Genomic DNA, 12,983 nt, shown 5'->3' on the forward strand with positions numbered 1-12,983 from the left:
GCGAATGATTACGAAATCATGTTTCAGACGGAGCATCTCAGGTGCTCACCTATCGCCTACAAGCCTCCTATGCTACCGAGGTCGAGGTCGTTTTCTGGGAACATACGTGCAGTTCTGCTCCCGGGCCCCCCAAGCTTCAGCCCACGTAAGCGTATTGAAAAAAGCAAATGGAAAGCATCAGCGTCGGTGCTGAGAGCCTCACTTTTGAACATGAACTTCTACCTTTATCATAACGGCAGTTTGCCTGCTATGCATTAATATCCATAAATTAACACTCTCCCCAGCTTAATAATCCTTCCCGTTTATTTATAGCATCTTCGCTAAATACTTGTGATATATATGCATGTCCGATGAAGGCAAATTATGCTATGATCTGACCAAAAGGCTTCGTTCAATTGCACAATATAAATTTCCAATTTCAGGATTCCATTTTGATTATTCCATCCTAGAGGAGGAGTTCAAGTTGTTTCAGCTTTCCAGGGAGCAAGCTCAGGAAATCGTCGATAAAATGATGAAGGACATTCCTTACAATATCAATATCATGAATCATGAAGGGATCATTATCGGAAGCGGGAATCCTTCAAGGGTCGGTACGGTTCACCAGGGGGCCGTTCAGGCGCTGACAAGCGGGAAAATGGTGAAAATCTGGAAGGACGGACACTATGAAAAACAAGGGACCAACGAGCCGATCGTCATCGATCATAAACGCGTTGGCGTAATCGGAATCAGCGGAAATCCCGAGGAAGTCAGCCCTTTCTGCCGGATCGTGAAGACGACGGTCTCCCTGCTGATCGAGCAAGGAATTGCCCTGAAAAGTCTGGAGGATGAAGCGAATCGCAAAAAAGCTTTCCTGGAAAGTCTGCTCAGCCATGTCGGAGCCTATTCCCAAAGGCTGCAAAAAGAAGCTGCACAATACAAAATCGATTTACTGCTAAAAACGACAGCATTGCTCGTTCAAAATTGCAAATTGGATGAAGAATACTCCAAGCTATTGCTGCTTGTTCCTTCTTTCATGATCGATGAAGACACCCGTCTGCTGCTGATTCAAGACAAAAGCTCTGTGAACAGCTTTATTGAGCGAATGACTGCCGGACAGCCGAATATTCTGATGGCTGCGGGTCGTCATGAAGCGAGCATCGCTGCCAGCTATGCTCAAGCTAAGAGCGCTATGAACGTAAGGCAGGCGCTGGATCTCCCGAAGAAAGTCGTTCATTATGATGAAGTAAAATTTCTCGTCAAGCTAAGCAACACCTGCATGCATGAGAATGGAAATATCGTCAGCAAGCTTGAAGATACGGCCGACCTGTTAGAGACGCTGCGCGTCTTCATTAACCAGGATGGCAGCATCTCCAACACTTCCGAGCAGCTGAATATTCACCGCAATACATTGCAGTACCGGCTCAAGCGGATCAAGACGATTACGGGAAAAGACCCGAGAAATATTCTTGAGCTGTTCGAATTAACCCAGAGCCTGCTTGCCCTGTATAGTTAAATGCGGCTAGGGCTAGGGTGCCGCCTAATACGGAAAGGGCGTTTACTCCTTTCACCGATTACAAAAGAACCTTCAAATCCAACCTATACGGAAATGAAGGTTCTTATTATGGTTTACAGTTTGCCTTATTTAGAGTTCAATGCGATCAATCTGCCGATATTCTCGCAGGTCCGCTCCACATTCTGCGCACCTTCCGCCAGCACCTTCTCCAAATCAGCAGCCCCCGGCACGATGCCAAATACCGCGTCGATCCCTTCATCATAGAGGGTATCGATGCCTTCGCCGATATAACCTGCCACAGCAATGACTTTCTTGCCGAGCTGTTTGGCTGCTTGAGCTACACCGTAAGGCGTCTTGCCAAACTTCGTCTGGAAGTCGATACCGCCTTCGCCAGTAAACACATAGTCGGCCTCAGCCAGCTTATTCTTCAAATCGGTATGCTCGATCACGATTTCAATACCCTTCTGCATCGTGGAACGGGTAAAAGTCAGCAAGCCCGCTCCGAGCCCTCCGGCAGCGCCTGCACCGGGGTAGTCACGCACGTCCTGGCCAAGCTGCTGCCGGATCACCTCGGCATAATGAGCCAGGTTGTTATCAAGCTGCAGCACCATCTCCGGCGTGGCTCCTTTCTGCGGGCCGAACACCTGGGATGCGCCATGCTCGCCGCATAGCGGATTTGTGACATCGCTGGCCACGATGAGGCTGACCTCCTGCAGGCGCGGATCCAGCCCGGATACATCGATCGTGGCCAGCTTGTTCAGCCCGCCGCCGCCGCGCGGTATGCTTTTCCCCTCTGAATCGAGGAATTTCACACCCAACGCTTCGGCCATCCCTGCGCCACCATCATTCGTGGCGCTCCCGCCGATCCCGATAATAATTCGCTGTACGCCCCGGTCGAGACATTCCGCAATAAGTTCTCCCGTGCCATAAGTCGTTGTGATAAGAGGGTTCTTGGTCTCCTTGGTCACCAGATGAATCCCACTGGCCGAAGCCATCTCAATTGCGGCAGTTCCCCCATCGCCGAGTATCCCGAAACGGGCTATAACTGGCTGACCCAACGGACCGGTAACTTCCTTCTCATACAACTGCCCGCCGCTGGCATCAACCAGCGATTGCACCGTACCTTCCCCACCGTCCGCCATCGGAACATGAATATATTTCGCCTGCGGATACACCTTCCGCAGCCCCTGCTCCATTGCGATGCAAACTTCCTTGGCCGTCATACTCTCTTTAAATGAATCCGGCGCTAGTACAAATGTTTTCTCCATCATTCTCTCACCCCACCCAACATATTAAAAAGCTTTATTGCGCTAAAAAGCCATCCTTATTCAATCTGCATTTAAAGCAAGAATCCGTACATTAAAGTTGCTACAATAGTCATCGTCCCGCCGACAATCGCTTCATAAGGAATTAGCCCCATCCGCTGTTTAATGCTCATATTCATACTGCTTGCGGTAACGTGGAAGTAGTTCCCTTGCGGCAAGGAGTCGATTACGGTCGCCCCGGTATGCACCATAACGGCAGCCGCCATCGGGGCTGTTCCCATATCGAGAATCGCTTGACCGAACGAACCTGTAGCAAGTATAACCCCAGTAGAAGTCGAGGCGGTTGCAGCAGCCATAAGAATACCCGAGATTGGAGCCAGGAACGTTCCCGAGATCCCTGAGGCTTCAATCAAGGACACAACCTGAGTAGACAGATCCGAAGCGGAGATAAGCCCGGCGATCCCGCCGGCACCGATCAGGATCAGCACTGTTGCTGTCATCTTGTTCAATCCGGATGCCGTATATTTCAGAATATGCTTGCCTTGTCCCATCGCCAGCATGCCAACTACCCCGGCAATCGGCAAAATGTACATCGCGTCTACCTTAAAGCTGGACAGCGCATCGATTCCGGCAATCGAACCGATCGGGTTAATCATCAGCAATATAACAGCTACAAGCGGTGCAACTATGGCCTTCTTCAGCGGCGGATACTTCGAAGTATCAATCTCGGTGTCCTGAACCGCCTCTGCGTCACTGACCATTACTCCTTTGCGTTTCAAAAGTGAAGCCACGATAACGGTGACAACAAGTCCAAACAAAGCCGGAACAAAACCCGCGATCATAACATCACTTAAGTCTAATCCAAACCCGCGTGCAGCGGCAATCGTATTGGGGTTCGGAGAGATAATATTTCCTGCCTTCCCGCCGCCTGAAAGCGCAAGCAACAAGGCAAGCTTGGAGATGCCCATCTTATTGCCGACTGACAGTGCGATAGGCGCTACGATCAATACTGCAACCGGAATAAATACCCCAACCGCCGTAATAATCATAGTAGCAAGCGCGAGTGCCAATATCGCCTTCCCGCCGCCAAATTTCTTAACGATTGCCTGGGCGATCGTCTCTGCCGCCCCGGATTCCATCATGACACCAGCCAACACACCGGCTGCCAACACACGAATGACCGTACCCATCACGCTTTGTGTTCCACTAACAAGCACGTTGATCGTCTGTTCCAGATTGGCTCCACCGATCAAAGCCCCGACGATCGCCCCCAGAAATAAAGCGTATACAGGATTAAGCTTTTTCAAGATCAATACGATTGCGATTGCGAGACCTACCAGTGCTCCAATCCAACTGATCGTAAATCCATCCATCTGCTGTTCCTCCTAAGTTGTATTTTCTATCTCTTATCTTGGATACGCTTTCATTATAGGTCTTTATCCGCAAAAATTATATTGATTAAAAGACGAAATTCATTGTGCAAATGAACAATATTATCGACCCCATCTATATCTTTAATGAAAAGATTAAATTTTAATCTAATCAGTTCTCATATTACTATTGCCAATTTAGGAACAATCCACTATGATGATGTTATTAAAACTCCTTAAAGTTATAGCGCTTTAATTTATTTTGTAGAATCATCCCGAAATATCTGAACTATTTCAATATTTCTCTCCACAAAAGTTAAAGCGCTTAAACTTTAAACAAGTGAAAGGCTGGTGCTGCTGTGACCTTTAAAGAAAGCCGGCGACAAACCTTCTATATGTATCTATTCATCGCTCCCTGGCTGATCGGCTTCCTCGTGTTTGCGCTTTACCCTATTTTAGCATCGCTTTATTACAGCTTTACGGATTATGACATTATTCATCCACCCCGGTTTATCGGGCTGGCCAACTACATCGAGATGTTCCATAACGAGTTGTTCTGGAAATCCGTAGTCGTTACGCTGAAATATACCTTTATAGGCGTACCTGTTCAATTGCTGCTGGCGCTCGGATTTGCCCTGCTGCTGAATCAGACGATTCCTTTCCGCGGCTTTTTCCGAACCGCTATGTATTTTCCGAGCATGGTCTCAGGGGTAGCGATGTCTCTGTTATGGTATTGGATCTTCAACCCGCAGATCGGATTATTTAACTACATACTCTCCTGGTTCGGAATCCATGGCCCTGCCTGGCTGATGAACCCCGATACTGCGCTGTATGCCTTGATTATTATGACCTTATGGACTGCAGGTACTGGAATGATACTGTTCCTCGCCGGATTGCAGGGCGTTCCTGCCAGTCTGATCGAAGCTGCAAAACTTGACGGAGCCGGCCGTTTTAAAACCTTCCTCCATGTCACACTTCCTATGCTCTCACCGGTACTGCTCTTTCAACTCATCATGAGCATCATTGATTCCTTCCAAGTATTCACACAGGCCTATGTTATGACTCAAGGGGGACCGAATTACTCCACCTGGTTCTATGTCTACAACTTATATACAAGCGCTTTCAAGGAATATCGAGCTGGCTACTCCTCGGCTCTAGCCTGGGTACTGCTGATCGTTGTCATGATCTGTACCGCGCTCATTATGAAAGCATCCGACCGCTATGTTCACTATGAGGGAGGAGGACGCAAATGAACACTGTACCGATACCCAAACGCCGTACCGTTTTTTCGGGCTCAGACTCCAAGCGTAAAGCAAGCACAACGCAAATCATCAGTTTTATCACGTTGATCATCACGACCTTTATCATGCTGCTTCCCCTGTTCTTTATGGTCTCCACCTCGCTAAAATCAAAGCGGGAAATGCTCAAGTTCCCTCCGACCTTTCTACCGGAGAGCTGGCAATGGAGCAATTACAGCGAAATCTTCGACACGCTGCAATTCGGCACGCTGTATAAGAACAGTCTGATTATTGGCGTCGTCACTGTGTTCGGAACGCTAATCTCATCAGCTTTGGCAGCGTACGGATTCTCCCGTTACAGAGGGAAAGGCAATCAGCTGTGGTTCATGCTGCTGCTGGCAACGATGATGCTGCCGTATCCGGCGATCATGATTCCGCAATTTATTTTCTTCTCCAAGCTGAACTGGATCGATACTTTTCTGCCGTTAATTGTTCCATCCTTTTTCGGCTCGGCCTATAACATCTTTCTGCTGCGGCAATTTTTCTCGACCCTGCCTGAAGACTTATTCGACGCCGGTAGGATCGATGGCTGTGGCGAACTGCGGATGTGGTACAAAATTGCCCTGCCGCTGTCCGGCCCTGCCCTGGCAACCGTAGCGATCTTCGCCTTCATTTACAGCTGGAACGATCTGCTAGCGCCGGTGTTGTATCTGAGTTCAACGGAACGCTTCACGCTGCCAGTAGGGATGGCTTCATTAACCTCTTCCAGGTTCCGCATCCCGCCGTGGCATCTGCTTATGGTTGCTTCCGTGCTGGCGATGGTGCCGATCGTTACCCTGTTCGCTGTCGCCCAAAAACAATTTGTGGAAGGGATTGTGCTTACGGGCATTAAATAATCCCCCGTACACGTTGTCTGCTTACTAGGCAAGGTTAATCATATTACTTTAATTGGAGGGTTCGTTTATAATGATGAATAAGCTGCGACTTAGCTCCGTTTTCCTGTTAACTCTGATTGTGGCTGCCGTTATGGCTCTGTCAGGCTGCTCCGGCGGCAAATCGGCTGCCGAAGTGACGCCGGGAACGGACAACAATTCGTCCAAATCTGGCGGCGGCAAAGATGAGCAGGTAACGATCACTTATTACACTATCGATTCCGAGGACCGCACCTTTGTCGAAAAATTAGTGCCTGACTTTGAGAAGGAACATCCGAATATTAAAGTGAAAGTAGATAAAGCGCCTTATGAGCAGTTTGACAGCAAGCTGCAAACACTGATCGCCGCAGGCAAATCTCCGGACGTGACAAGCCATTACGGATACGGCGGATTCGCAGAATACTATAACAAAGGAATGCTGCTTGATTTGACGGATCTGATCAAGGAAGACGGATTCAGCGCCGAAGCAAACAACATTCCCGACAATTTAATAAAGATTTATACAATCAATGACCATGTGTACGGCATTCCGCTGAACATGTATGTTACACTCATGCTATACAACAAGGATATGTTCGATGAGGCCCAGCTGCCTTATCCAACCAGTGATTATGAAGACAAGGACTGGACCTTTGAGAAAATGGTCGAGTACGCGCGCCCGATGACGGTCATCTCCGATGATATCGCCAAGACGCAATACGGATTAGACTTCTTCTGGTCCGAACGCGACAATCGTCCGCTCTATTTCGGGGCCGATCCTTATTCCGCAGATACATGGACCAATGGCGGAGTCCCTTCAGAAACTTATTTTGATACTTCAAAAGTTATGGCCGCCTATCACAAATTGTTCGACCTCATCTTCAAGGATAAGGTATCCCCGACCTCCGAATGGAGCAAGAGCGTAGCCGGACAAAATGGCGATCCCTTCGTTGCCGGAAAAATCGGCATGTCTGTCGGTGGGTCATGGAACCTGGCTGGGGCCAATGATTTTCCATTCCATATCGGTGTAGCTGCCGTGCCTTGGGGCGGAAATGATAAGGTCCGCAGTACTTTGTACGTTGATCCGCTATTCATATTGAAGGATTCCAAGCATCCGAAGGAAGCGTTTGAATGGATCAAGTATCTGATTCGCGCCGACATTCAAGAGGAATCGATTGATCTGAGCGGCGGCAATCCGCCGGTGAACACAGAAGCAGCTGAGGCCTATTATAAGCATTTTGAAGGAATTGATCCGCAGGATATCAAAAATGTGTACGAGGGCGCTGTAAAATACGGCTTTGAATCGTTCAACCACCTGATTACGAACTACTCGCAAATCAATGATATGTTCATCAACGAAATGCAGCCGATTGAGACCGGGCATAAAACTATAGAAGAGGTTATGCCGGTGATTCAAAAGAAAGTGACGGATATTATTAAAAGATAAGCCATTGTGATGGAATAATGCACGCAAGGAGAATGCAGATGAAGGTAAGCATTTTTGATGTTGCCAAAAAATCCGGCCTGTCCGTAGTAACTGTATCGCGTGTATTAAACGGAGCAGAAACCGTACGGGAGAAAAATCGCCAAAAAGTGCTGGAAGCGATCAAGGAACTCGATTATCAGCCTAGTGCCGCCGCGCGCAGTCTGGCCCGTGGGAAGACGGGAATTATCGGCCTGATCGTGACGACGCTGCAAGATTCCTTCTTTGACGCTGTCGTCAAGGAGCTTAACGAGATTCTGGCCATGCAGGGGTATTTCCTCGCCGTCTCCGTGTCTACCGGCATGGAGTCGGATGACAGCCATTATTTGTTCCAGGAGGATCGGGTCGACGGCCTGATTCTCCTCTCTCCGATGGAAGAGAGCAAATATATCCTGGAATTGAAGCGCCGTGGCATCCCTTATGTGCTAATCGATAACCAACTTCCGGAGAACGACGCTTATTCGGTGACGATCGACAACTATAAAGGAGGCTACGCGGCTACGAACCACTTGCTGGAGCTTGGCCATACTTCCATCGCCCATATTTGCGGGCAGGAAATGTTCCGCAGTACACGGGAACGCCGCAGCGGATTCCTCCGGGCCCTTCAAGACAACGGGCTTGCCCCATTCGAAGTGGTGCACGGCGAATTCGAGATTGCTTCCGGCTATGATACCTGTAAACGCTGGCTCGCTGAGGACCGTTTGCCCTCCGCCATCTTCGCTGGCGACGACCATATCGCTCTCGGCGTTATCAACGCCTTGCAGGAGAGCGGGCTCTCCGTGCCCGGGCGAGTCTCGATCGTCGGATATGACGATCATTATATCGCTTCCAAGCTGCGCCCGCATCTAACGACCGTCCGCCAGCCGGCGGACCGGATCGCACTGGCCGCGGCCGACATGCTGCTGGGCCGCATATCCGGCAAAACGAAGCGCGCCGCCAGCATGCACATCGACCCTGAGCTGATCGTCCGCGAATCGACCGTTGCCGCAAACCACAAGTGAATATGAGGAATAACAAAAAGAAAACCTGCAGAAATGCAGGTTTTCTTGCTTTTTAACAGCATATAAAGTTATATGACTGCAATATATAGGATTTTAAGCGAAGCCGGAGAATTCTCGTGATGAACTAGAAATAACTCATTTTTGCAGGCATTTGATCATTTAATGTCAGATCGGAACCAAAGAACAGCAGATTTGCAGTTTCTTTTTGGTTGTCAAGATGGATGATGCACATGGAGTAATCCGTAACAACTTTTGCTCTTGCGTAACGGAGCATTCATTGCCAGGCAACCGAACCGGAATTCTGTTCGATTCCCTGTTCGCCGTTTTACGTCCAGCAGCATCGCTCTTAGTAGCTTGCGGCAGCCTCCCCCAAGGGGTATTACGACAGTTTGGCTATTTGGCTGTTTGACAGTTTGCTGTCTGCCCGTGAGGCAGCTTTACGTTTTTACGCAGTGTGTTTACCAAGCATAAGCCTGTGGCGCAGCGCCGCCAGGTCCTGGGAAGATCTCATCGAGACGCTTCAGCACAGCTTCATCAAGCTCGATATCGCAGACGCGAAGCGCGCCCTCCAATTGCTCCAGGGTCCGCGGGCCGATAATCGGGGCAGTCAGGGCCGGATGGGCCAGCGTCCAGGCCAGCGCCACATTGGCTTCGCTCTCGCCAAGCTCGCGGCAGAGTACCGCAAATTCGTCGAGCTGGTTCGCATGTTGCTCATAGCGCGTGTTCTTCTCCGTTCTTGAACCCGGAACCTTCTTCGAGGCATTCCCGCCAAGCAGTCCACCCTCCAGCGGGCTCCAGGCAACAACGCCAATGCCAAGCTCTTCGGCTGCCGGAAGCACCTCCAGCTCCGGCAAGCGGCAAAGCAGATTGTATTTATGCTGCTCGGACACAAGGCCAAGCATATGATGATTCTTCGCTTCATATTGCGCCTTAACCAAGTCGCGGCCTGCAAAGTTGCTAGAACCGATATAGCCGATCTTGCCCTGCAATTGATGTATATGAAATGCTTCCCACAGCTCGTCCCAGGATACGTTCCGGTCTACGTGATGCATTTGATAAAGCTCAATATGATCGGTCTGCAGACGGCGCAGCGAACCTTCCAGATGACGGCGGATTTTGTATGCGGACAAGCCAACTTCCCCGTTAGGTCCGTCGAGCGGATCGCTCATGTTCCCATATACCTTTGTCGCCAGTACGACCTTCTCGCGGCGGTTGCCACCCTGTGCGAACCATTTTCCGATAATCTCTTCAGTTCGTCCAGAGTTCTCGCCCCAACCATAAATATTAGCGGTATCAAAAAAGTTGATCCCCGCACCCAGCGCTGCATCCATGATACGAAAAGATTCCTTCTCATCCGTCGTTACACCGAAATTCATCGTACCCAGACATAACTTGCTTACCTTTAAGCCGGAACGTCCTAACGCAGTATACTTCATTGAACACAACTCCTTTATAAAATAGTAAAATCTGGCCATCATTTAACACTATCCTCTACCAAGGCCAGCTATTCCCTTCCACATCAACGAACTCCAACCTCTGCTCAGCTACAGCAGATGACGGGTTTAAGAGCCGTTCGCGAATCAGCTGCAGAATTCCATCCGCCGACTGGGCCGGCGTCAGAGCCGCTTCCGCATCAAGCCCTCCGTGCATATAGGTCTGCACCCATCCGGGATGAACGACGAGCATGCGGACGCCATCTGATTTCAGGCTGTTGAACACTTGCTTGGACTGCATATTCAGAGCGGCCTTGGACATGCCATAGGCGAACCAGCGATCCCGGCTGCACTGCCCGATGCTTCCTGCCTCAGAGGAGATATTAATGATCAGCTTCTGCGCGCTGTTCCTAATCATCTCATGCAGCGCGTTCGTCATCCGCAGCGCCCCAAGCGCATTGACATTGTACACTTGAAGCATGTCCGAAAAATCGAGCTCATCGCTTACACCGGACTGAATATCGCCGAGAATCGCCGCATTGTTGATCAGCAGATCCACCGTCTCACAAGCTTGTTCCTGCACAGCCTGGACCGCAGCCTTCACGCTCTCATCGCTGCCTACATCCAGATCGACGAGAATAAGCCGCTCTCCATAAGCTGTAACCAGCTCGGAAAGCGACTTCCCCCGTTTATCATATCTTCCAGCAATCACGCGATACCCTTTATGCAGCAATCCGCGAACCAGTTCAAACCCGACGCCATGATCGGCACCCGTCACCCAAGCGGTAAACATCATGAGATAGAAGCTCCTTTGGAAAGAAAATAGTTGGTTCTCTTTCCATTATAGGGTTAATACGGCCCGGACACTATGCCCTTTTTAAGAATAATATTGGCATAAAGCGCCAGCTCCCCGGTAGATACGACCGCATAAGCCCGCTTGGCCCGCTCATAGAAAGCAAATCGCTCTACCTCGTCAAAAACCTCTGATCTCGTATCATATTGCGCAACGATACTCTTGTAGCGATCCCAGACCGGGGTTTCCACCGGATCGCCAGGAGTTACAGCCATGAGGACTGCAGGGCGATCCACATAGGTATCGAGCGGAAAAAGCGGCAGAATCGCCTCCAGCAGCTCGGGTACGCCATGTCCATCACAGCGTACAAGCCGCTGGGCGTGGCTGGCCGCCGGGAAGTTCGCGTCAGCGAATACGATCTCATCCGAGTGACCCATTTCCATCAACACTTTGATTAGATCAGGCGAAATCAAGCTGGAAATTCCTTTTAACATGGCATAACCTCTATCAGCTGCTGATACCGTGTATAAGCCGTTTGCCATTCGCTTTGCTGCTCCGGGACATACGTGCTTATAGCAAATGAAGCTTTAACCAGCTCCACACCTTCCTGCATGTCAGCCAGATAACCGCCGGCTTGCAGCTGCACGAGCATATTCCCGATTGCGCTGGCCTCAACCGGCCCGGTCCAGACCGGCCGACCTATCGCTCCCGCCGTGAAGCGGCACAGCAGCTCATTCTGGATACCGCCGCCGACCATATGCAACCCGTCAAACACCGTTCCGGTCAGGCGTTCGGCCTGCTCCAGCACCATACGGTACTTGAGCGCCAGGCTCTCCAGAATACAGCGCACTGTCTCGCCGACCGTCCGCGGCTCAGGCTGACCACTCTCGCGGCAATAGGCCGCGATTTCCTCTGGCATAGAATCCGGATTCATAAATCGCAGATCATCGGGATCAATTAAGCAACCGAATGGTTTTGCCGTCTCGGCCAAGGCAACGAGCTGCGGATAATCAAACAGCTCTCCCTGCTGTTCCCAAATGCGCCTGCACTCCTGTAGAATCCATAGGCCCATAATATTTTTCAAAAGATGATAGGTGCCCCCCGCTCCTCCCTCATTGGAAAATTCCAGCTTCAATACATCGGGATGAAGCAGCGGTGCTTGCATCTGCGTTCCCAGCAAGGACCAGGTTCCGCTGACAAGATAAGCAAAGACCGGCGATGCTGCGGGCACCGCGGCGGCCGCCGACTCCGTATCATGCGAGGCTGCGGCAATTACCTTGAGCTTTGGTACGCCCAACTCAGCACGGATTTCCTCCGTAAGCTGCCCGATTTCCGTCCCCGGTTGTACCGGATCTATGAACAGGGCCTCGGGCAGTCCCAGCTCCCGCATCAGCGGCTTATTCCAAGCCCGCTTCGCCGGATCATAGAGCTGCGTCGTCGTTGCCATCGTAAATTCACAGGCTTTGCGCCCCGTTAGAAAATAGTTCAGCAGATCAGGCGTCAACAGCAGCGTCTTCGCCATCTCCAGCTTCGGAGAGTTCGCCTTCTTCATCGCATAGAGCTGATACAGCGTATTAAACGGCATAAATTGCAGCCCGCTCTCAGCGAACAGCCGCTCAGCCCCCAGCTTCGCAGACAGCTCTTCGACCAGTCCCTCGGTCTGGCGGTCGCGATAATGATACGGAATGCCAAGCAGTTCCCCGCTCGCATCAAGCAATCCAAAATCCACCCCCCAGGTATCAATCGCGCAGCTCTCCGGCTTATAGCCAAGCTGGAACGCTTGGCGAATGCCTGTCTTGATCTCTTGCAGCAACCCGGGCGTGTTCCAATGCAGATGTTCACCGATACGAACGGGCGTATTGGAGAATCGATGAATCTCGGTAATTTTCAATCGTTTGGCGCTGCCAGAACCGGCTGCCTCTATTTCTCCAATTAAAGCTCGACCGCTGCCAGCTCCAAGATCAAACGCCAGAACGGTTGGTGTGTGAGTCATTCGT

Annotated in this window: 11 protein-coding genes; 5 read left to right on the forward strand and 6 right to left on the reverse strand. The window is 50.5% G+C overall.

Annotated elements, in window-relative coordinates; all coding sequences use genetic code 11:
- The first annotated feature begins 463 nt into the window (after window positions 1-463).
- Window positions 464-1,492 (forward strand): CdaR family transcriptional regulator, encoded by a 1,029-nt coding sequence (locus tag DMN77_RS05200; RefSeq protein WP_256872244.1) that lies wholly within the window; start codon window positions 464-466, stop codon window positions 1,490-1,492.
- Window positions 1,493-1,617: 125 nt separating this feature from the next.
- Here DMN77_RS05200 and DMN77_RS05205 read toward each other — a convergent pair whose 3' ends face one another.
- Complete coding sequence (locus DMN77_RS05205; protein WP_179013838.1) at window positions 1,618-2,763, reverse strand: glycerate kinase family protein; 1,146 nt, start codon at window positions 2,761-2,763, stop codon at window positions 1,618-1,620.
- Between the two features lie 68 nt (window positions 2,764-2,831).
- The gene (locus DMN77_RS05210) at window positions 2,832-4,130 is read right to left on the reverse strand and encodes a GntP family permease (RefSeq protein WP_179013839.1); all 1,299 of its coding nucleotides are present in this window, start codon (window positions 4,128-4,130) and stop codon (window positions 2,832-2,834) included.
- 356 nt (window positions 4,131-4,486) lie between these two features.
- On the opposite strand from DMN77_RS05210, the gene DMN77_RS05215 reads away from it, so the two are divergent.
- The 4 genes from DMN77_RS05215 to DMN77_RS05230 all read left to right on the forward strand — a co-directional run bounded on the left by DMN77_RS05215 (window position 4,487) and on the right by DMN77_RS05230 (window position 8,760).
- Window positions 4,487-5,380: a carbohydrate ABC transporter permease gene (locus DMN77_RS05215; RefSeq protein ID WP_372775409.1), complete on the forward strand. Its 894-nt coding sequence runs from the start codon at window positions 4,487-4,489 to the stop codon at window positions 5,378-5,380.
- The gene (locus DMN77_RS05220) at window positions 5,377-6,261 is read left to right on the forward strand and encodes a carbohydrate ABC transporter permease (RefSeq protein WP_068782215.1); all 885 of its coding nucleotides are present in this window, start codon (window positions 5,377-5,379) and stop codon (window positions 6,259-6,261) included. Before DMN77_RS05215 ends, DMN77_RS05220 begins: the two co-directional genes overlap by 4 nt.
- Window positions 6,262-6,331: 70 nt before the next feature.
- Window positions 6,332-7,723 (forward strand): ABC transporter substrate-binding protein, encoded by a 1,392-nt coding sequence (locus DMN77_RS05225; RefSeq protein WP_256872246.1) that lies wholly within the window; start codon window positions 6,332-6,334, stop codon window positions 7,721-7,723.
- Between the two features lie 38 nt (window positions 7,724-7,761).
- Window positions 7,762-8,760 carry a LacI family DNA-binding transcriptional regulator gene (locus tag DMN77_RS05230; protein WP_068782216.1) on the forward strand — a complete coding sequence of 333 codons (999 nt, stop codon included), beginning with the start codon at window positions 7,762-7,764 and terminating at the stop codon, window positions 8,758-8,760.
- A gap of 458 nt (window positions 8,761-9,218) precedes the next feature.
- Here DMN77_RS05230 and DMN77_RS05235 read toward each other — a convergent pair whose 3' ends face one another.
- The 4 genes from DMN77_RS05235 to DMN77_RS05250 are packed head-to-tail and all read right to left on the reverse strand — an operon-like array spanning window position 9,219 to window position 12,979.
- Window positions 9,219-10,196 carry an aldo/keto reductase gene (locus DMN77_RS05235; RefSeq protein WP_179013841.1) on the reverse strand — a complete coding sequence of 326 codons (978 nt, stop codon included), beginning with the start codon at window positions 10,194-10,196 and terminating at the stop codon, window positions 9,219-9,221.
- 55 nt (window positions 10,197-10,251) lie between these two features.
- Window positions 10,252-10,989 (reverse strand): SDR family NAD(P)-dependent oxidoreductase, encoded by a 738-nt coding sequence (locus DMN77_RS05240; RefSeq protein ID WP_179013842.1) that lies wholly within the window; start codon window positions 10,987-10,989, stop codon window positions 10,252-10,254.
- A gap of 53 nt (window positions 10,990-11,042) precedes the next feature.
- Complete coding sequence (gene fucU, locus DMN77_RS05245; protein WP_068782219.1) at window positions 11,043-11,480, reverse strand: L-fucose mutarotase; 438 nt, start codon at window positions 11,478-11,480, stop codon at window positions 11,043-11,045.
- Window positions 11,474-12,979: a rhamnulokinase gene (locus DMN77_RS05250; protein WP_179013844.1), complete on the reverse strand. Its 1,506-nt coding sequence runs from the start codon at window positions 12,977-12,979 to the stop codon at window positions 11,474-11,476. The genes fucU and DMN77_RS05250 overlap by 7 nt, the downstream gene beginning before the upstream one ends.
- Window positions 12,980-12,983: the final 4 nt, after the last annotated feature.

Origin of the sequence: Paenibacillus sp. 79R4, assembly GCF_013393165.1 — a bacterium.
GTDB lineage: Bacteria > Bacillota > Bacilli > Paenibacillales > Paenibacillaceae > Fontibacillus.